16 protein-coding genes, 1 tRNA gene and 1 pseudogene are annotated in these 20089 nt (G+C 74.3%); 10 read left to right on the top strand and 8 right to left on the bottom strand.

Annotated elements, in window-relative coordinates; genetic code table 11:
- Both ACZ5HG_RS15645 and ACZ5HG_RS15640 read left to right on the top strand, forming a co-directional pair.
- Complete coding sequence (locus tag ACZ5HG_RS15645) at window positions 1–2202, top strand: hypothetical protein (protein ID WP_464177952.1); 2202 nt, start codon at window positions 1–3, stop codon at window positions 2200–2202.
- A 38-nt stretch (window positions 2203–2240) separates the two neighbouring features.
- Window positions 2241–2936 carry a hypothetical protein gene (locus ACZ5HG_RS15640; RefSeq protein ID WP_464177950.1) on the top strand — a complete coding sequence of 232 codons (696 nt, stop codon included), beginning with the start codon at window positions 2241–2243 and terminating at the stop codon, window positions 2934–2936.
- A gap of 35 nt (window positions 2937–2971) precedes the next feature.
- Here ACZ5HG_RS15640 and ACZ5HG_RS15635 read toward each other — a convergent pair.
- The 3 genes and pseudogenes from ACZ5HG_RS15635 to ACZ5HG_RS15625 form a co-directional block, all read right to left on the bottom strand.
- Window positions 2972–3310, bottom strand: a pseudogene (locus tag ACZ5HG_RS15635) (ATP-binding cassette domain-containing protein); the annotation flags it as partial.
- A 498-nt stretch (window positions 3311–3808) separates the two neighbouring features.
- Entirely contained in the window at window positions 3809–4378 is a 570-nt protein-coding gene (locus ACZ5HG_RS15630) for a DoxX family protein (protein WP_464177948.1), read from the bottom strand.
- Between the two features lie 203 nt (window positions 4379–4581).
- Window positions 4582–5385, bottom strand: coding sequence for a DUF2690 domain-containing protein (locus ACZ5HG_RS15625; protein WP_464177946.1), 804 nt, complete (start codon window positions 5383–5385; stop codon window positions 4582–4584).
- A gap of 218 nt (window positions 5386–5603) precedes the next feature.
- Here ACZ5HG_RS15625 and ACZ5HG_RS15620 point away from each other — a divergent pair, with 218 nt between their 5' ends.
- From ACZ5HG_RS15620 to ACZ5HG_RS15600, 5 genes are all read left to right on the top strand, one after another.
- Window positions 5604–5918 carry a hypothetical protein gene (locus ACZ5HG_RS15620; RefSeq protein ID WP_464177944.1) on the top strand — a complete coding sequence of 105 codons (315 nt, stop codon included), beginning with the start codon at window positions 5604–5606 and terminating at the stop codon, window positions 5916–5918.
- Window positions 5919–6126: 208 nt separating this feature from the next.
- Entirely contained in the window at window positions 6127–6585 is a 459-nt protein-coding gene (locus ACZ5HG_RS15615; RefSeq protein WP_464177942.1) for a hypothetical protein, read from the top strand.
- A 27-nt stretch (window positions 6586–6612) separates the two neighbouring features.
- Window positions 6613–6685: transfer RNA gene (locus tag ACZ5HG_RS15610), tRNA-Arg, on the top strand.
- A 55-nt stretch (window positions 6686–6740) separates the two neighbouring features.
- The gene (locus ACZ5HG_RS15605) at window positions 6741–7454 is read left to right on the top strand and encodes a hypothetical protein (RefSeq protein WP_464177940.1); all 714 of its coding nucleotides are present in this window, start codon (window positions 6741–6743) and stop codon (window positions 7452–7454) included.
- A 98-nt stretch (window positions 7455–7552) separates the two neighbouring features.
- The gene (locus ACZ5HG_RS15600) at window positions 7553–7930 is read left to right on the top strand and encodes a hypothetical protein (RefSeq protein WP_464177938.1); all 378 of its coding nucleotides are present in this window, start codon (window positions 7553–7555) and stop codon (window positions 7928–7930) included.
- A gap of 18 nt (window positions 7931–7948) precedes the next feature.
- On the opposite strand, the gene ACZ5HG_RS15595 is transcribed toward ACZ5HG_RS15600, so the two are convergent.
- Window positions 7949–8275 (bottom strand): hypothetical protein, encoded by a 327-nt coding sequence (locus tag ACZ5HG_RS15595; RefSeq protein ID WP_464177936.1) that lies wholly within the window; start codon window positions 8273–8275, stop codon window positions 7949–7951.
- A gap of 501 nt (window positions 8276–8776) precedes the next feature.
- Between ACZ5HG_RS15595 and ACZ5HG_RS15590 the strand changes: the two genes are divergently transcribed.
- The gene (locus tag ACZ5HG_RS15590) at window positions 8777–13243 is read left to right on the top strand and encodes a hypothetical protein (RefSeq protein WP_464177934.1); all 4467 of its coding nucleotides are present in this window, start codon (window positions 8777–8779) and stop codon (window positions 13241–13243) included.
- Between the two features lie 32 nt (window positions 13244–13275).
- On the opposite strand, the gene ACZ5HG_RS15585 is transcribed toward ACZ5HG_RS15590, so the two are convergent.
- Complete coding sequence (locus ACZ5HG_RS15585) at window positions 13276–13431, bottom strand: hypothetical protein (RefSeq protein ID WP_464177932.1); 156 nt, start codon at window positions 13429–13431, stop codon at window positions 13276–13278.
- Window positions 13432–13576: 145 nt separating this feature from the next.
- Here ACZ5HG_RS15585 and manD point away from each other — a divergent pair, with 145 nt between their 5' ends.
- Window positions 13577–14815, top strand: a complete 1239-nt coding sequence (gene manD / locus ACZ5HG_RS15580; RefSeq protein WP_464177930.1) for a D-mannonate dehydratase ManD — start codon at window positions 13577–13579, stop codon at window positions 14813–14815.
- A gap of 3 nt (window positions 14816–14818) precedes the next feature.
- Here manD and ACZ5HG_RS15575 read toward each other — a convergent pair whose 3' ends face one another.
- Window positions 14819–15829 (bottom strand): LacI family DNA-binding transcriptional regulator, encoded by a 1011-nt coding sequence (locus ACZ5HG_RS15575; RefSeq protein ID WP_464177928.1) that lies wholly within the window; start codon window positions 15827–15829, stop codon window positions 14819–14821.
- An 83-nt stretch (window positions 15830–15912) separates the two neighbouring features.
- Between ACZ5HG_RS15575 and uxaC the strand changes: the two genes are divergently transcribed.
- Window positions 15913–17319, top strand: a complete 1407-nt coding sequence (gene uxaC, locus ACZ5HG_RS15570) for a glucuronate isomerase (protein WP_464177926.1) — start codon at window positions 15913–15915, stop codon at window positions 17317–17319.
- A gap of 27 nt (window positions 17320–17346) precedes the next feature.
- Here uxaC and ACZ5HG_RS15565 read toward each other — a convergent pair whose 3' ends face one another.
- Window positions 17347–18909: a mannitol dehydrogenase family protein gene (locus tag ACZ5HG_RS15565; protein ID WP_464177924.1), complete on the bottom strand. Its 1563-nt coding sequence runs from the start codon at window positions 18907–18909 to the stop codon at window positions 17347–17349.
- A 5-nt stretch (window positions 18910–18914) separates the two neighbouring features.
- Window positions 18915–19991, bottom strand: a complete 1077-nt coding sequence (locus ACZ5HG_RS15560; RefSeq protein ID WP_464177922.1) for a LacI family DNA-binding transcriptional regulator — start codon at window positions 19989–19991, stop codon at window positions 18915–18917.
- Window positions 19992–20089 lie beyond the last annotated feature (98 nt).

Here is a 20089-nt window from a genome sequence, read left to right as displayed (position 1 = left end):
GTGGTGCAGTGGACTGCTCAGGATCCGGGTGCGGGTGACACCGCGGAAGTGCGTGCGCGGGCGATCACGATGGACACCCTGGTGTGGTGCCTGGACGAGGCGCGCGCGCGTTTCCGGGGTCACATCGACGCGGTGACGCCGACCGTGTGGTCCGGGGAGGCCGGTGAGGCGTTCCGTGCCACGGGGTCGTCGTATCTGGCTGACCTCAGCGGGTTGATCAACGCGTTGGCTCCGTATGCGGCGGCGTTGCAGACGTATGCGGGTGAGGTGGAGTCGATCGCGGAGGAGGCTGCGCGGATCGAGCGGTCGTGGCAGGACGCGCAGGACGACATCACCGCGGCGCGGCGGGTGGTCCCGCACTACGCGCAGAGCGACGATCTGACCGACGCGCAGAAGCGCGCGAAGGCTCGCCTGACGGCGGCCCTCGGCGTGCAGTCAGGTCTGGAGCTGCAGCGCGAGGACCTGGTGGCGCGCAGGCAGTCCGCGGATCGGATCGCGGCCGGGGCGTTGCAGGCCGCGCCGGTGGCTGACTGGACGGTGGTGGGTGCGGCGATGGCTGCGGCGGGGATGACGCGTCCGGAGGAGTTCACGACCCTGGCGGTGCGTGATGCGCTGGTCGAGCTGTCCGAGCAGGTCCTGGACGGTGACCCGGATGCGGTGGCGGGGTTGTCGGCGTTGCTGGCGGCGTGGGGCGGGTCGGCGAGGTTGATGAGCCAGTACTTCGACACCCTCGGGGGCGCGAAGACAGCGGGGCTGGTCAATGCCCTGGGTGATGACTTCCAGCGCGGGGGTGACCAGGCGGGTTCTGCGCTGGCGCTCGCGCTGGCCGTCCAGGCGGCGTTGTCGGCGGGCTCGGCGACCTGGGGCCGCACGCAGGCGCGGGCGTTTGCTGATGAGCTGATGGGTGCCGGCCGGGCCGGTGGTGCGGTCGCGTTCTTGTTCGGCGACTGGCGCAGCGACCCGATGGGCAAGAACCTCACCGTCGAGATGGCCGACCGGATCGATGCCGTCGAGCGCGAGCAGGGGACGAGCTGGTGGGGCGTGGGGACCTCGGGCGCGGCCCTGCTGGCAGCGAACCGGCTGCTGGACGACCCCCGGCGCGGCGTCGACCCGGGTGGTGCGGTGCTCGGGACGCTCGGCCAGTACCCCGACGCCGCGCTCGACTGGCTCACCGACCCCGACCTCGGGGATCGACGGATCGAGTACTGGTACGGCGAACGCGACGGCGGGCTGCCCGGTGACGGGTTCGCCGGCGTCGGTGCGCTGTGGGACGGGATCTTCCACGTCGAGGGCGGGCTCGATCACCCTGAGTCCTTGGACCTGGACACCGTCGAACGCTGGGCCGATACGGTCTCGAAGATCATGGGACAGCTCGCGCAGAACGAGTCGTACACGTCGGCGACGATCTCCTCGTCCGGCAGCGGGGCGATCGCCGGGGCGATCGGCGACATGCTCCCGCTGATCTGCGACGTGCCGCTGACGGAGATGCCGAGAGAGTACGCAGTAGCGGTGAAGGAGCAGAAGCCTCACATCACCGCCGCCGACACACGATATGGGCCAGGGTTGTCGATCCCGGTGTTCGACTTCGCCGATCTCGGCCAACTGCTCGGGGTCGCCGCAACGCTGGAGGCGGGAACCGACGCCTACGGGGTGGCGGTCGCGCAGACGACCACTGTTGTGTTGTCGTCGATCGATCCGAGCGCGGCAACGTACGGCGAGGACATCACCGCGGCGATGAAGCAGATCGCCGCGACGCTCGCCCTGGCCGACGGGGCGGAGGTCGGCGTCCACGTCACCGAGGCCGTGCGAACTGCCCTCGTGGAGAAGTCGTTCTTCGACGGTGTCGGCACGGTCACCGGCCTCCTGTCCCTCGACACCCCGCCCGCGCTCACGGGCCTCGGCGCAGCGATCTGGGACGTGGGTTCGGGCCTGGCGCAGGATGCCGCAGCCTCGGCGATCCCCGATCCCCTCGAAGCGATGCGGCAGGCGCTCGACCAGAGCGTCGTGGCCCAGGTCGAGCGCGACGCGGCCGCACGCAGCGCACTGGACGCGGCGGCGCAGGCGATCGCCGAGGCGTACGAGCGATCGACCGGGAACCCGATCGAACCGGACCGGCAGCAGGGATGGGTGGACAGCGCGATGAGCGACTACGACGCGCGACGAGGCAACCTCGCCTGGCACGCAGTGGAGGCCGGAGCATGAACGGTTGGCGGAGGGTCTCGCGATGGAGTGGGGTGCTGGTGGCTGGCGTGCTGCTCGCGGGGTGCGCGTTGCCGTCGGATCGGCAGGCCCCGGCCCCGGGGCCATCGACATCCGTGACGGTCGGTGAGACGACCGCAGGTGAGCCGCTGCGGATCGTGTGGCCCTACGGGGAGCCGGACGACGGGAAGTGGGCAGACGACATCGCCGTGCAGACCCTCCGGCAGCACGAGATGGCGACCGCAGTAGCGAGCTACACGCACGACTGGTCATCGCCCGATCTCGCGGCCTCCACCCGCAGGTGGCTGTACGAGCAGTACTACGACGCACAGCTGCGCGAGGCACGGAGTCATCCGGAGGGCGTGACGCCCACGGATGACGGTCCGGACGGCCCGGGTAGCGCTGTCATCGTGGATGTGGTCGAAAGGGCTGATGGTGCCTATCTGGTGAGTTCGTGCGTGCCCATCGGTGACGTGAACGGGCAGGATCTGCGTGATGCTGAGCCCGTGCTGATCGAGTCGTTGCTCGAGATCGAAGACGGGGTGCTCAAGGTGACCAACCCCAGCTACTCGTCGACCAAGGACCCGGGTGCGGGTCTCGGCGGCCCGTGCGACGGCACCATGGCGGGGCTGCGCTATGGGTACTTCGACCCGGGGCCTGCGGACTCGGGCGTGTGGACGGTGGACGACCTCGTCTCGCCCGACGGAGTCCGAGGCGACACGACCCCCGACTGGTGACCTGTCCTGGATCATCGGTCTGGGCGCCGTCCCGATCACCCCCGGTAGTACACCGCCAGCGGGTACCCCGGCCCGTCCAGCACGGTCACCGGCGTCGCGAACACGTCGCTGAGCACCGCCGAGGTCATCACCTCCGCCGGGGTGCCGACGTACCGGATCTGCCCCTCGGTCATCGCGATGATCCGGTCGGCGTAGGCGGAGGCGAAGTTGATGTCGTGCACCACCACGACGACGGTCTTGCCCAGGTCGTCGGCGGCCCGCCGCAGCCGCGCCATCATCGAGACCGCGTGCTGCATGTCGAGGTTGTTCAGCGGCTCGTCGAGCAGCAGGTACTCGGTGTCCTGGGCGAGCACCATGGCGACGTAGGCGCGCTGAACTTCCCGAGTACGTCCTCACGATTGACGACGTCAATCCAGATGTTAAGTCGGTCTTTGATCGGGTGATGTCAAAGGTCGCCCAAGGCGGGCCGATCCTTACCGTATTGGGATGTAGGCAAGGATCGGAGAATGCGATTGTCGATCGTTTGCGACAAGATGGCCACAGCCCGAGGATCCGATATCTGAGCCGGCTTGGTGACCGGGACGTGGCCAGGCTTGTGGAACTGGCGTTCGAACGAGCAACAAAGTACGACAGTGATAAAGCGAAATCGGCCCGCCTTGCGGCTTTCCGTGACGAGATGCGGCACAAGCGCCAGGTCGCGTTGATGCGGCGAAAAGCCTCCTAAATCTCGCCGGGGTTTCCCATTTGCGTACATTCGCTAAGCGACCCGCCCGCACGCGCGAGGACGGGGCGCCACGCAGATCGCGTGACGCCCCGTCCTGGTGGGCCCCCGGTCGGGGGTCAGCCGAGGGCCCGAGGCCCTGCGGTCGTGATCAGCGCAGCCAGCCGAAGCGGCGCACGATCGGCAGCTCGCGCCACCAGCGGCCCAGGCCCCAGGTGTCGCCGGCGAAGGTCACTGCGAAGATCACCAGCGCCAGGGCGTAGATCACGTGGTAGTCGATCAGCGGGTTCGAGGAGCCCGACTGGAGCGGCCACTCGGCCAGCCACATCATCGCCATGATGATCGGGCCGGCGACGGCGGAGACCCGCAGGCCGATGCCCAGCATCACGGCCAGGCCGACGGCCAGCATGCCGAGCATGAACAGCACGTCGGTGGCCGGGCTCGCCATCGAGGAGAACGCGTCCTTGAACGGGCCGATGGTGCCCATGGTCAGGAAGCCCTGGCTCGGCTTGCCGCCGTTGATCCAGGCGTTCTCCGACGCGGTGGAGTAGCCGAAGCCGAACATCTTGTCCAGGAACGCCCAGAGGAAGATGAAGCCGACGGTGAGGCGGAGCGCCGCGAGCAGGCGGCGGACCGTGACGGAGCGGACGACGTCCTCGCTGGTACGGACGACGGTGCCGGCCTCGACGGTCTCGTCGGGGCGTGCGGCGGTGGTGGTCATGAGTGGTGCCTTCGTTCGTGCGGGGGCTTGTGATGGCGTTCTCAATGTTTCAACTACGCGGGGGCATCCGCCCAGGTCGTAGGTCCCGGTTCACCTGTGCGTTCGGCCGGATGGTGTCCGGTTTGCCCCGAAGACAGCACCGGCGTGGGGGTGATCTGGGACGGAGGTCCTAGGTGGATCTGGGTCCTCCGACCCGAGGGGGATCACACGCAGACGGGTGCACCCAGGTCGATCTCCTCGCCCGGGACGCTGATCGACCCCACCGCGCACAGGCGGGTCTGCGGGGTGCTGCGCACGATCAGCGTCGTGTAGGCGCTCTGCGCGTCGGGCTCGGTGGTGTCCTGCCGGTCGGAGGCGTCCGGGGCGATCTGGCGGAAGGTGCTCGCGGACACGGTGTTCCCCGCCGAGTCGCCGTCGTAGCGGGTGATGCGCGCCCAGGCGGCCTCGCAGGCCTCGGAGTACACGATCTGGAGCTGGGTGTCGCGCTGCCGGGTCTCGCTCGCGACGACCGCGGCATCCTCGACGCAGGGCGTCTGGGCGGGATCGGTGCCGTTCGCCACCGCGAACCGGGGGCCCTCGGCGTTCGCGCCGGCCGGCGCCCACACCGCCCACGCCACCGCGAGCGTGATCGCCGACCCGGCCATGGCGGCGCCCACCGCCCAGCCCACGGCGGTGCGCCGCCGGACCGTCACCGGGGTACCGGGTGCGGGGCGACGATCCACCCGCGCGCCCGGGTCGAGCCGTCGACGCCGGGCGAGCCACGCGTCCACGTCGCCGTCGAGGGCGCGGACCACCCGCTCGACGGTGCGCTCGGTCGGCAGGACCCGTCCGCTGAACGCGTCGGACAGCACCGACTTCGAGACGCCGCACAGGCGGTCGAGGGCGGCCAGCGTCGGGTCTCCGTCGGCGCGACGCAGCTCGCGCAGGTCGCGCGCGAACCGCTCGGCCGAGTCGTCCGCGGACGGTCGTGGCGCGTCGTCGTCCGCGCGGGCGTTCTGCTGAGACACCGGGGCCCCTGCGATCCGGATATCTGGACGTGTGCAGCACGTGTCGGAGCCAGACAACCACGTCATCGGGGTCCGGAGTGTCCGATCCGGACCCGGACGTCGCCCGGACGGGCGGAGGCGCGGACATCGTGGGGCGCGACCGGGCCGACGACGTCCGCGCGGCGTCGCGCACCGGTCGTCACCAGGGCTCTGCCGCTCACCCTTCACCGGAGGTCGAAATGCGCACAGGTCGAACGGTCCGCTTCCTCGCAGCCGCCGCGCTCGCCGCAGGCATCGCCGTCGTCGGGCCCGCGCCCGCCCAGGCGGCGACGCTCGTCGGCAACGACGCGCACATCGCCGAGTACTGCACGTGGAAGTTCGGTGCCGCGTCGTTCGCGGTCAACATCAACAACGCCTGGAACGGGTGGCGGTGCAACCTCATGTCGGCGCTCTACAGCGTGGACATGAACCAGGCGTGCTCGCACTGGTACGGGTCGGGGGTGTATGCGCTCAACCCGACGAGCACCTGGAACGGCTGGCACTGCTACCGCTGACCGGCGGTGGGGTCGGCCGGGCCCCGGGGGAGGTCCGGCTGGCCCGTCCCCCCCCGCGCGCCGATCACCGGCTCCGCACGGGTCGGGCCCGCTCGGGCCGTGGCCTGAGGTGCGGAGGCGGTGCTCAGCGCGGCGGGGTGAGCCGGGAAACCCTCTGCATGACGGGGACCGCGTCGCGCTACCGTGCCGAGAGACCGAGAGGAGCACCGTGGCGGACGAGGACGACCGGACAGCGCTGACATCCGTGCTGCGCGACCTCCAGGGCCGGCGCGTGTGGGAGCCGGACGTCGGCCACGGCAGCTTCGCCACCCTGCAGATCGGCGGTCGCCGCACCAACTCCCTCGGCACCGTCGTCGGTGAGCACCACCTCTGGGTGTACGGCGGGCACTGGACGATCTGGCGCGGCGGCTCCCTGCTCGCGACCGCCGACGACTGCCGGCCGACCATGGAGCGGGCGGTGGCGCGGATCGACGGGCAGAGCATCGTCGAGGCGGTGTTCGACCCTCTCGGGCCGTCGCTGACGATCGCGTTCAGCGGTGACGTGACCCTCCGGGTCGGACCGTCGCCGGTGCCGGACATGGAGCACTGGATGCTGTTCCTGCCGGACGGGGACGTGATCTCGTCGGGGCCGGGGGACGCGCTGGTGCGCCAGTCGGCGAGCGGGTAGGAGGCGGTAGGCTCGGCGTCGTCCCGCGCGCCTGTAGCTCAGGGGATAGAGCACCGCTCTCCTAAAGCGGGTGTCGGCAGTTCGAATCTGCCCAGGCGCACCTCTGCACCACCACCTCGACCGCCTCACGGGACCCGGCACCTCACGCCGCACCGATGACCTCGACGCCGCACCCCGGCCCGCACCACCTCCATCACTCGCGCGTCTCGACCCTGCGCCTGGACACCGTCTTCGACGACGGCGCCCCGTCGGTGCGCTACCTGGTCGACGGCGAAGACCTGCTCGCGCGCTGCCGCAACCCGCGCGGCCCCGACCCGGACCGGCTGCTGCCGCCGCTGTCGTCGCGCCTGCTGCCGACGGCCGCGGGGCGGGACGTGGTGCTCGGGACGTGCTCCTGCGGGGAGGAGGGGTGCGGCGCGCTGGTGGCGCGGGTACGGCGGGTCGGCGGGCGGGTGCTGTGGGAGCCGTCGAGGGCGGAGCGTCCGTCGGGCGGTCCCGCGGAGACGTTGGACCGGACGGTGGCGTTCGGGCTGCTGCCGTACCTGGACGCAGTCGACGCCGCTGCCGCGGAGCGGGTGGTGGTGGTCGGCGAGGTGACGGTGCTGCGTGAGGGGTCGGGGCGGCGGGTGGCGCGGGAGGTGCGTCGGCGGTTCGGGCTCGTGGACGGGCACCCGCGCGGGGCGGACGTGCGCTGGGTGGCGGCGTGGCCGTGGACGAGCACGACGGTGCACCTGTGCCTGCCGCGGGCCGACGGCACCGAGGAGGTGCTGGCGGTGGAGCCGCGGGCGGGCGAGGGGGAGGAGCGGATGGCGGACCGGATCTGCCGGCTGGTCGAGGAGCGGTGGGCCGCCGCAGCGCTGAACGACTGACACTGCCCGCGCCACCGTCGCTGACCTGCCCGCGTACTCCCTAGCATCGACCCACCGGCGCACCCGCGCCGGCACGAACGACGCAGGAGGACCCGCCCGTGAGCACCGAGGCCCAGCAGATCCCGCACGACAAGCCCGAGCAGCTCCAGTCGATCCTGGCGGGCCTGATCGCCGGGGAGCAGGTGTACGCGGTGTACGACTGCCACGGTGGCGGCACCGGGTTCGTGGCGGTGACCAGCCTGCGCGTGGTCTTCCAGGACAACTCGTTCCTGGGTGGGAAGTCGGCGGTGACCTCGCTGCCGATCCGGTCGATCCAGTCGGTGTCGTTCCTGTCGGACAAGTCGATGTTCGGCAAGTTCTCGTCCTCGGCCACCGTGGTGATCTCGGCGGGGCAGGCGAGCGTGGAGGCGACGTTCCGCGGGAACGACAAGGCGAAGCACATCCACGACACGATCCTCTGGCTGATCAGCCGCTGATCGGCCTGATCGCCAGAGTCAGTCGATGATGCGGATCTCGCTGACGGGGCACTGCACGGGGAAGGACTCGGCGCAGGAGCCGTCGATCACGACCTCGACGGTGTCGCCGTCGGCGAGGTCCGCGGGCTCGCCGTCGGGACCGACCACCGGGACCATGTCGAGGTTGAGCCCCAGCCGCTCGTAGTACGGGTCCTCGGCGTCGACGAGCGTGGTGCCGCCCGTGGGGTCGGGGCGGTGGGCGGTGCCGACGACGGTGTGCCGCTCGTCCGGCGTGCAGCCGCCGAGGGCGCCACCGAGCAGCAGCGCGAGGACGACGGAGGCGCTCAGGCGTCGGGCGGCGGACATGCGTCGATCGTGCCGGACGCCCCACGCTCCGCGCAGGGATATCCCTCGCGGGCAGTGGAATCCCCTACGCGGGCGCACGCGACCGGTCGGCGGCCGGTAGACAGGGTGCGTCGGCGGGGCCTGGCGACGGCTGGCGGGCCCCGTCGGCAGCCACGGCAGCCCCGAGCGCCGGGACCGGTTCCGTGTGACCTGCGTCACATCCTCAAGATCCGACCTGCGCGGATGGCCCGTCGCTGTGACCTCGCTGTGTGAGCGGTCACCCGGATGCCACGCAGGTGGTTGACCGCTGTACGACCCGCGGGCCATAGTTCTTCCAGTCGGTGCGCATCGCCTGCCCCCTGCGCGGTGCGCACCGACATCATCTTCCCGGCGCGCAGGTGTGGCTCAGCCCCCGCGAAGCGCCGGACGAACCCCCTCCGCGAGACCCGCGAACCGCGTCATCATCGGCCACGGCGGCGCGTCACGCCCCGATCGTCGGCCCCGGGCGGTTAGCGTGCCGGGGTGACTGTCCCCGTGCGCCGCACCGTCCACCCCGCCGGGCGGACCCCCGCTCCCGGCGAGGCCGAGGCCCGCACGCCCGCGACCGGCACCGACCCCGTCCAGCCCGCCGAGGCCGAGGCGACCGACGAGGCCGCCTCCGGCCCCGTGCTGGTCGAGCCGCCGTCGGCCGAGGAGCTGGTCGCCGGGTCCACCAGCACCTGGCGCGCCGCGCTGGTCGAGGCCGCCGGCGGGTCGACGCTCGCCGACGTCGAGCTGCTCGGCGAGGCCGCCCTCGACCTGTCGGCCGCCCACCCGTCCGGGATCGCCCAGCTGTTCGCCGGGCGCGAGACCCGGCTGTCGAACCTGGTGCGCGAGGGGGCCGCGCTCGGCACCGCCCGTCGCCGGGCCCGTGCCGTGGCCGCCCGTGCGGGCACCTACGCCCAGCAGTACGGGATCGCGCCGACCTACCTGGCGATCGGCGTCGCCACCTGGACCGAGCGGACCACCCCCGACGTGGCCAGCGACGACGTGGCCGCGCTCGCCACCGCCACCAAGGAGCACGCGGGCACCCGGTCCGACGACGCCGACGGCGCCCCGGAGCAGCCGACCGCCCCGACCGCCCGCACGGTGCGCGCCCCGGTGCTGCTGCGCCCGGTGTCGCTGAGCGCCCGCGGGACCGCGGAGAGCGACTACGAGCTCACCCTGGAGCCCTCGCTCGAGGTGAACCCGGTGCTGGCCCGGGCGCTGCGCTCGCGCGGGGCCCTGCTCGACCCCGGCGCCGTGGCCCGCAGCGCGTTCACCGGCTCGGGCTTCGACCCCCGTGACGCGATCTCCCGGCTGACCGCGCTCGGCGGTGCGGTGCTGGACGACTTCACGCTGGTGGACCGGATCGTGGTGGGCACCTTCGTGCACCCCGGCCAGGTGCTGGTGGACGACCTGGACAAGCTCGCGCCCGCGCTGGAGCGGCACGAGGTGGTGGCGGCGCTCGCCGGGGTGGCCGAGGCCGCCGAAGCGCTGGCGGTGCCGCTGCCGGATCCGGTGCGCGGCGACCGCGACCCGGCCACCGAGCGCGGTATCGGCGACCTGGACCCGGCGCAGCGGCACGTGCTGGACGTCGTGGCGCAGGGCAGCCACCTGTTCGTCGACGCCCCGGCGGGCAGCGACGTCACCGGCACGCTGGCCGCGCTGGTCGCGGACGCGGCGGCCGGCGGGCGCACCGTGCTCTACGTGCCGGGCCACCGACGCGCCGCCGTCGCGCTGCGCGAGCGCCTGGAGACGCTGGGCGTGGGCGAGATCGTGCTGGACATCGCCCCGGACGCCGCCTGGCGCGCCGCCGCCGGCCGCCGGATGCTCGGCGCGATGACCCTGGAGGTGGACCCGGGCGACACCGCGCGGGCCGCCGAGACCCGTGCCGCCCTGGTGCAGCACCGCGAGCGGCTGCGCGGCTACGTGGACGGTCTGCACGTCGAGCGCCAGCCGTGGGGCGCCTCGGCCTACGACGCGTTCCAGGCGCTGGCCCGGCTGACCTCCGCCCGCCCCGCCCCGCGCACGACGGTGCGGCTGACGGTCGAGGTGGCGCGCGCGCTGGACGCCGAGCGCCGCCCCGCCGTCGCCGCCCAGCTGACCGAGGCCGCCCGCGCGGGCGCGTTCTCGCTGCGCCCGGTGGACACCCCCTGGTACGGCGCGGACCTGGACAGCGAGCAGGCCGCCGCCGACGCGCTGGCCCGGGTGGAGCGGCTGGCCGGTCACGGCGGGCTGCCCGCGATCGAGCGCCGGATCGCCGAGGTCGCGGAGGTCACCGGCTTCACGCCCGCGACCACGCTGGCCGCCTGGGCGGAGCAGCTGGACGTGCTGGCCGGGGTGCGCGGTGCGCTGGACGTGTTCCAGCCGATCGTCTTCGAGCGCAGCGCCGCCGACATGGTGGCCGCGACGGCGAGCAAGCACTGGCGGTCCGAGCACGGCGTGGCGATGGGCTACTGGCTGCGTCGCCGGCTGCGCAAGCAGGCCAAGGACCTGGTGCGCCCCGGGCGCCCGGTGGCCGATCTGCACACCGCCCTGATCGACGTGCAGCACCAGCGGGAGATCTGGCAGGCGCACTGCCCGGCCGGCGGCTGGCCCCGGCTGCCCGAGGGTCTGGCTGCGATCGAGGCGGAGCACCGCGAGGTGCGCGCCGACATCGAGGTGCTGGCCCGGGTGCTGGTCGCCACGCCCGAGGGCGGCCAGATGCTGACCCGCCCGATCGGCGAGGTGCTGGACCGGGTGCGCCGGCTGCTCGACGGCCGCGAGGCGCTGGCGGTGCTGCCCGAGCGGACCCGGCTGGTGCGCTCGCTGCACGCGGACGGCCTGGGCGACCTGCTGGACGACCTGTCCGACCGCCGGCTGTCCGCCGAGTCCGCCGCGCTGGTCGGCGCGGAGCTCGAGCTGGCCTGGTGGAGCACCGTCTTCGAGCAGATCCTCACCGCCGACCCGGCGCTGGCCGGCTACGACGGGCGCACGCTGGGCCGGATCGCGCAGGAGTACCGCGAGCTGGACCTGGCGCACGTGACCGCGCTGGCCGGACCGGTGCGGGCCCGTGCCGCCGGGCACGCGCGCACGGCGATGACCGCGCACCCGGAGCAGACCGAGGCGCTGTTCGGCGAGCTGGTCGAGGACCGGATGGCCGGGCTGCGCGAGACCTTCGAGCGCTACCCGGACGTCGCCCGCCGGCTGCGCCCGGTGATCGCCGCCGCGCCGATGCTGGTGCCGCAGGTGCTGCCCGCGACCCGCACGGTCGACCTGGTGGTGCTGGACGCCGCCGCGCACCTGCCGATCGAGGTGGCGCTGCCCGCGCTGGCCCGTGGTCGGCAGGTGGTCGTGGTCGGTGACAGCCGGTGCGCCTCCGGATCGGCGATCGGCGAGCTGGCCCGGGTGCTGCCGACGGTGCCGCTGCACGCCGCCGCCTCCCGCCGCGACCCCTACCTCACCGCGTTCCTCGCCGCGCACGGCTACGCCGGGGTGCTCAGCCCGACCCCGCTGCCCGCGGGTGCCGCGGCGGTCGGGCACCACCTGGTCGACGGCCGGGGGATGCCGGACGACACCGGCACCGTGCCGAGCACCCGCGCCGACGTGGACCGGGTGGTCGAGCTGGTGATCGAGCACGCGCTCACCCGGCCGGAGGAGTCGCTGGCCGTGGTCACCGGGTCCCCGCTGCACACCGCCCAGGTGCGCGAGGCGGTGCTGTCCCAGGTGCGGGAGAGCCCGGCGCTCGCCGCCTGCCTGGACGGCAGCCGGCCGGAGCCCTTCGTCGTCACCGACCTGACCAACGTGGCCGGGCTGCGCCGCGACGCGCTGGTGTTGTCCCTCGGCCTGGGCAAGACCCCGCATGGTCGCGTGCTGCACAAGTTCGGCCCGGTCAGCGACCCCGGTGGCGCCGCGCTGCTGCTCGCCGCGCTGGGCGTGACCCGGCACCGGCTGGACGTGGTGTCGAGCATCGGCGCGGACGAGATCGACCCGGCGCGGCTGCGCGGACCCGGCCCCCGGCTGCTCGCGGACCTGCTGCGGTTCGCCGAGCGGCGCGCGCAGGGCCAGACCGAGCGCGCGATCGAGCCGGTGGTCCCGGAGGACGAGACCGCGCAGGCCGAGGCACCCGTCGAGAGCACCGAGGTCGCCGCTGCCGTCCCGGACCGGCTGGTGGTGGACCTCGCGGAGCGGCTGTGGCGGCACGGTCTGGTGGTCGAGCTCGACCACGGCCTGCCCGGCGGCCTGCACCTGCCCATGGCGGTCGGTCACCCCGAGCTGCCCGGCGAGCTGCTGGTGGCCGTGCTCACCGACGACGCCGCCTACGTGGACGAGCCGAGCGTGCGGGTGCGTGACCGTCAGGTGGCCCAGCGCCTGGAGCGCCTCGGCTGGACGGTGCTGCGCGTGTGGTCCGCCGCCGCGTTCCTCGACCCGGAGGCCGAGGTCGACCGGATCCGCCGCGCGCTGCACGCCGTGGCCGACCGCCGGCTGGCCGACGCGCGGGCCGAGCGCGAGCGCGGACGCCTGCTGATCCCGACGCTGGACGACCCGGTGGTCGCGCCGACCACGCAGATGATGGCCACGATCGGCCTGCCCGGCGACGCCGGTCTGCCCGCCGGTGGCGGTGCGCCCGAGCCGGAGCCGGCCGCCGAGCCCGCGCCGGTGGGTCCGCCGCCCGGGTCCGCCGCCGCGATCCCGGGCGTGATGGAGGCCGCCGCCCCGATGACCGGGGCGATGCAGGTGGTGCAGCCGATGCTGCCGGTGCCGGGCACGCCCCGACCGGCCGTGCGCGCCGGGATGCCGATCAGCGCCTACTCCGACGACCAGGTGGACGAGATCGTGGTCTGGTTGCGGTCCGACGGGGCCGAGCGCACCGACGCCGAGCTGGTCGCGGCGGTGCGGCGCGAGCTGGGGTTCACCCGGCGCAGCGCCCGGGTGGACGCGGTGGTGCGGACGGCCGTGGAGCGCGCGCTGGGTCGCCCGCTGGGCTGAGCCGCGCGGGGCCGGCGGTCAGCGCGCCGGGTTCACCAGTGCGGCGGGACGTCGCGCAGCAGGCGGTCGTCGTTCGAGTCGGCGTCGCGGTCGCCCCAGCCGGTGTCGGTGTCGTCCGCGCTGCGGTCCGGGATCAGCGGGGCGTCGTCCTGGCGGGTCGCCCGGTCGTCGGGGGTGGGGGTGCTCACCCGGACATCCTCCCACCGTCGGGGCGCGCGTCGCCGTGGGGCGGCAACCGGTGGCAACGGGTTGTCGCAGGTGCGCGGGCACGGTTCGGTGGGAGGACCGCTGCGAGGTCGCTGCGGGACGCCCACCAGCGCAGGAGAGCCCGCGATGAAGATCGTGACCGCCGACGTCGTCGTCACCAGCCCGAACCGCAACTTCGTCACCCTGCGGCTCGTCACCGACGACGGGCTGGTGGGCCTGGGCGACGCGACCCTGAACGGCCGTGAGCTGGCGGTGGTCGCCTACCTGCGCGAGCACGTGGTGCCGATGCTGATCGGGCGGGACGCCAGCCGGATCGAGGACACCTGGCAGCTGCTCTACCGCGGGTCGTACTGGCGGCGCGGGCCGGTGACCATGGCCGCGATCGGCGCGGTGGACATGGCCCTGTGGGACCTCAAGGGCAAGGCCGCCGGGATGCCGGTGTACCAGCTGCTCGGCGGCGCCAGCCGGACCGGGTTGATGGCCTACGGGCACGCGTCGGGCGTGGACGTGCCCGAGCTGTTCGACTCGATCCGCGCGCACCAGGCCGCCGGCTACCGGTCGATCCGGGTGCAGACCGGGGTGCCGGGGCTGCACAAGATCTACGGGATCGCCTCGCAGTCCGGCCCCGCCGACGCCGGTGCGGAGCGCTACGACCACGAGCCCGCCCAGCGCGGCGCGCTGCCCGCCGAGGAGGACTGGGACACCGGCGCCTACCTGCGGCACCTGCCGACGGTGTTCGAGGCGGTGCGCAACGAGTTCGGCCCCGCGCTGCCGCTGCTGCACGACGGGCACCACCGCATGACGCCGATCCAGGCGGCCCGGCTCGGCAAGGCCTTGGAGCCCTACGACCTGTTCTGGCTGGAGGACTGCACGCCCGCAGAGAACCAGGAGGCGCTGCGGCTCGTCCGGCAGCACACCACCACGCCGCTGGCGATCGGCGAGGTCTTCAACACCGCGTGGGACTTCCAGCACCTGATCACCGAGCAGCTGATCGACTACGTGCGCGCCGCCTCCACGCACTTCGGCGGGATCACACCGCTGCGCAAGGTGATGGACCTGGCGGCGATGTACCAGATCAGGTCGGGGTTCCACGGGCCGACCGACATCTCGCCGGTGGGGTTCGCCGCCCAGCTGCACGTCGGCCTGGCGATCCACAACTTCGGCATCCAGGAGTACATGCCGCACGGGTCGCGGACCAACGCGGTCTTCGACCAGGGGATGACCTTCGTCGACGGCTATCTGCACCCCGGCGACCGCCCCGGGCTCGGCGTCGACCTGGACGTGGACGAGGCGGGGAAGTTCCCCTACGAGACCGCCTACCTGCCGTACAACCGGCTGGCCGACGGGACCGTGCACGACTGGTGAGGCTCAGCCCGCCGCCGGTGCGGTCGACGCGCGGGGGACCAGCCGCACCGGCATGACCAGCGGCACCCCCGTCGGCCGGGCGCCACGCGCCACCGCCACGCAGTTCCGCACCCCGGTCGCGCCCATCCGGCGCAGCGGGGCGGCGACGCTGGTCAGCGCAGGGTCCACCAGGTCGGCGAGGGCCACGTCGTCGAAGCCGGACACCGACACCTGCTCCGGCACGGCGATCCCGGCGGCGCGCAGCCCGCGCATCACCCCCACCGCCATGGCGTCGTTGTACGCGACGACCGCGGTGGCCCCGGTGGCGGGCACCAGCGCGGCGGCGGCGGCCCCGGCGGCGAGCGTGGGGTCGTGCGGGCCGGTCCGGCGCACGTCGAGCCCGAGGTCCCGTCCGGCGCGCTCGAGCGTCTGCCAGCGCAGCAGGTCGGTGCGGCTGGTCGCCGGGCCGGCCAGGTAGAGCAGCGTGCGGTGCCCCAGCCCGGCCAGGTGCTCGGCCACCGCCCGCACGCCGCGCGCGGTGTCCGCGACCACGCAGGCCACCCCGGGGACGGTGCGGTTCAGCAGCACGACCGTGGTGCGGGCGGCCAGGGCGGTGAGATCGGCGTCGGACATCCGCGAGGACGCGATCACCAGACCGTCCAGCCGGGCGGCGGCGCCCTCGACGGTCTCGCGCTCGCGGTCGGCGCGCTCGCCGGTGTGCAGCAGCACCAGCCGGTGCCCGGTCTGCCGTGCCGCCGCGCTCGCCCCGGTGATGATCTCCGCGTAGAACGGGTTGGTGACGTCGCTGACCACCAGGCCGATCGCCCGTCGCGACCCCGGTGCGGGCGTCCGCGCGGGGCGGGGGTCGGGGGAGTAGCCGAGGCGATCGGCGGCCTCCCGCACCCGGCGGGCGGTGTCGGCGCCGACCCGGCCCGGCAGGGCGTAGGTGCGGGACACCGTCGACACGGCGACACCCGCCTCGCGGGCCACGTCGGACATCGAGGGCCGGGGGCCCGGGGTCGACGACGCTGCCACGGCACGACCGTACAGGCCGGGTCCGCCGGGCAACTCGCGGCAAGGGTGTGCCCGCCGCACGGCACCGGTCCGAGGATCGGCGCATGGCCGAGACCCTGCACCCCGACCGCCTGCTGCCGCCCGACCCCGCCACCCGCGCGGTCGCCCGCCGGCTGCACGCCCACGTGCGCGACCTGCCGATCATCAGCCCGCACGGCCACGTGCCCGCCGCCTGGCCCGCGCAGGACCTGCCGTTCCACGACGCGACCTCGCTGCTGGTCACCCCGGACCACTACGTCACCCGCCTGCTGCACGCCTCCGGCGTCCCGCTGGACCGGCTCGGCGTCGGCGGCACCCCGCTCACCCCGGAGCAGAGCCGCGAGGCGTGGCGGGCGTTCTGCGCGCGCTGGCACGTCTACGCCGGCACCCCCTCGCGGTACTGGCTGGAGCAGTCGCTGACCGAGGTCTTCGGCATCGGCACCACGCCCAGCGCGGAGACCGCCGACGACCTCTACGACCGGATCGGCGAGCGGCTGGCCGATCCCGACCTGCGCCCGCGCGCCCTGCTCGACCGGTTCCGGATCGACGTCCTCGCCACCACCGACGACCCCTGCGACGACCTGGCCCACCACGCCACGATCGCCGCCGACCCCGCCGTGCGCACCCGCGTGCTCCCGACCTTCCGCCCGGACCGTTACCTGGAGCCCGCCCGCGTGGGCTGGTCCGCGCTGATGGACGACCTGGCCGCCGCCGCAAGCACCGACACCGGTGACTACGACGGCTTCGTGCGCGCGCTGGAGGCCCGCCGCCGGTACTTCGTCGAGCACGGGGCGGTGTCCGCCGACCACAGCCACGCCGACGTCGAGACGCTCACCCTGGACCTGCCCGAGGCCCGCCGGATCTACACCGCCGCCCGCGCCGGCACCGCCACCGGTGAGGAGTGCGTGGCCCTGCGCCGGCACCTGCTGGTCGAGATGGCCCGGATGTCCGTCGAGGACGGGCTGGTGATGACCCTGCACCCGTCCGTGCTGCGCGACCACCACGCGCCCACCGCCGCCCGCTTCGGCCACGACGTCGGCTGCGACGTCCCCGTGGCGGCGGAGTACACCCGCGGGCTGCGGCACCTGCTGGACCGCTTCGGCACCGCCGAGGGCTTCCACCTGGTGCTGTTCACCCTGGACGAGACGACGCTCTCCCGGGAGATCGCCCCGCTCGCCGGCTTCTACCCGAGCGTGCGGGTGGGGGCGCCGTGGTGGTTCCTCGACGCGCCGGAGGCGATCCGCCGGTTCCAGGGCGCCGTCACCGAGACCGTCGGCTTCACCCGGACCTCGGGGTTCATCGACGACACCCGGGCGTTCTGCTCGATCCCCGCCCGGCACGACATGGCCCGGCGGCTGGACTGCGCCTACCTCGCCGACCTCGTCGTCCGGCACCGGCTGTCCGAGGACGAGGCCGCGCGGATCGCGCACGACCTGGTGACGGTGAACCCGCGGCAGACGTTCAAGCTCTGACGCGGGTCCGCGCGGGTCGGGGCGGGTTCAGGCGGGGGAGAGGGCGCAGGCGTCGGCCAGCACCACCGCCGCGAGGCGGCTGTCCGGCACACCGAGCGTGGACAGCACCGCGTGCACCGCGCCCGGCAGCGGCACGTCACGGATCGCCTCGCGCAGGGCGGCGGCGCCGTCATCCGAGACCGGGGCGCCGAAGCCGCGCAGGTGCAGGGTCCACGCGGCGAGCACCCGGGCGGCGCCGGCCGGCACGTCGCCGGCGGCGAGGGCTGCCCGCAGCACCGGCATGATCCGCACCGGTAGCTTCTGCGAGCCGTCGGCGGCGATCTGGGCCAGCAGGTGCCGCACCTGCGGGTCGGCGAAGCGGCGCAGCAGCGCCTCCCGGTAGGCGCGCACCTCGTCGGCGGGCAGCGGCAGCAGCGCACCGGCCTCGTCCCACCACTGCTCCACCCAGCCGCGCACCTCGGGGTCGGCGACCGCCTCGGCGACGGTGGTGTGCCCGCGCAGCGGTCCGGCGTAGGCCAGCAGCGAGTGCGCCCCGTTCAGCAGCCACAGCTTGCGGCGCTCCCACGGGCGGACGTCCGGCACGAACCGCGCCCCGGCGGCCTCCCACGCGGGACGCCCGGCGACGAACTCACCGGACAGCACCCACTCCGACCACCCCTCGGTGACCACGCAGGCGGGGTCGTCCACACCGGTGGCGGCCAGCACCTCGGCGCGGTCGACGTCGGTGGTGCGCGGCGTGATCCGGTCCACCACCGACGTGACGAACGAGCAGGTCCGCGCGATCCACCCGGCGAGATCGGGGTCCACGGCGGTGGCCAGGTCGAGCACCACGCGCCGCACCACGACGCCGTTGTCCGGCAGGTTGTCGCAGGGCACGAACGTCACGCCGCCCAGCCCCGCCGCCCGGCGCGCGCGCAGACCGCTGACGAACCTGCCCGGCGCGGTGAGCGTCGCCACCGGCCCGGCCTCGGCGCGCAGGGCCGCCAGATCGGTGCGCACCCGCGCGTCGGCGAGGTCCAGCCCGCCGTCGCCCGCCCGGCAGTAGCCCGCCTCGGTCACGGTGCTGGTGACGATCGCGAGGTCCGGCAGCGTGAGCACGTCGTGCCAGGCGGCGACGTCGGTGGCCGCGTGCACGGCGCTGATCGCGGAGACGACCTCCGGGTGCGCGCCGTCGGCGTCCCGGACGAGGAGCGTGTAGAGGCCGTCCTGCTCGGCCAGCCCTGCCGGAGGGCCGCTGCGCCCGGCGAAGGCGGCGATACCCCACGCGTCCGCGGCGCGGTCGGTGGGGGTGGTGGGCTCGGGGCGGGCAGGGTCGGCGGTGGCGCGGTCGGTGTACCAGGCGGCGTGCGCGCGGAAGAAGTTGCCCAGGCCGAGGTGGGCGATCCGCACCGGGGCGGCAGGCCGGCCGTCCGTCGCGCGGGACAGCCGGCGCGGGGCACCGTCACCGGGTGCGGGGCGAGATGCGGAGGCGGACGTGGACGTCGAGCCGGGCGCGGTTGCGGGCGCCGCACCGGGGTCGCGATCCGACGTGGGCGTCGGCGCGTGCGTGGGCGTGACGGCGGGGTCCGGGCGGTCGGCGTCGGGCGTCATGCCGATCATCCTGGGAGCGTGGCACCCCGTGGCCGAGCCGTTGCCGGGAGTTGCCCGTGCGCACGGGAGCGCAGCGCGGGAGAGACCACGCGCGGCGGGGCGGTCGAGGCCCGCGGCACCAGCGCCACCGGCAGCACCGTCGTCGGCAGGTCGGTGCGGACCCCGGCGGCGAGGTCGAGGCACAGCCGCACCCCGGCGCGGCCCAGGTCGGCCAGGGGAGCGGAGACCGTGGTCAGCGGCGGGTCGACCATCGCGGCGAGCGCGGTGCCGTCGAAGCCGAGCACGCTGACGTCGCGGGGCACGTCGAGGCCGAGGCGGGCCAGCCCGCGCGACAGCCCGATCGCCAGCGCGTCGTCGTAGGCGATCACCGCGGTCGCCCGGGACGTCGCTACCCGCTCGACGGCACGCGCCCCCGCCGCAGTGGTCGGCTCGTGCGGGCCGACGCGCCGCACGCTCAGGCCCAGCGCTCCGGCCGCCTCGTGCAGCCCGCGCCAGCGCACGCCGTCGGTCCAGCTCGCCTCAGGACCCGCGAGGTAGCAGAGGTCGCGGTGGCCGAGCGCGGCCAGGTGCTCCACCGCCTGCCGGGCGCCGAGCAGGTCGTCGCCGACCACGCAGCCGACCTCGGGGATCACCCGGTGCAGCAGCACCACCGGTCGCTGCTTCGCGATCATCCGCAGCGCGGAGTCGCTCATCCGTGACCCGGCGATCACCAGCCCGTCCACCTGCGTGATCTCCTGCTCGACCGTGGCGCGCTCGGTCTGCGCCGACTCCCCGGTGTCCGAGAGCGTCAGCAGGTAGCCCGCCTCGTGCGCGGCCTCCGCGGCCCCGGCGACGACCTCACCGAAGAACGGGTTGGTCACGTCCGGCACCACCAGCCCGATCGTGCGCGTGGGCGCCTGCGCCGACGGCGGGAACGCGGGCGCCGACGGACGCTCCCGGTAGCCCAGGCGCGCGGCGGCGGCGAGCACCCGGCGTGCGGTCTCCGGCGACACCCGGCCCGGACGCCCGTAGGCACGCGACACCGTCGAGGCCGCCACACCGGCCTCCCGGGCGACGTCGTAGATCGTCGGGCGTCGTGGCACCCCCCGAGCCTAGGCGCGGCGCCCGGCAACACCCGGCAACGGCTCGTGCACTGCCGAGCAGGTCGGCGAGCATCGGGGCACGGTGCCCGCCGCCCGAC

The organism is Cellulomonas sp. GTC20042 (genome assembly GCF_055389595.1).
This window is presented reverse-complemented; position numbering and strand designations above follow the sequence as displayed.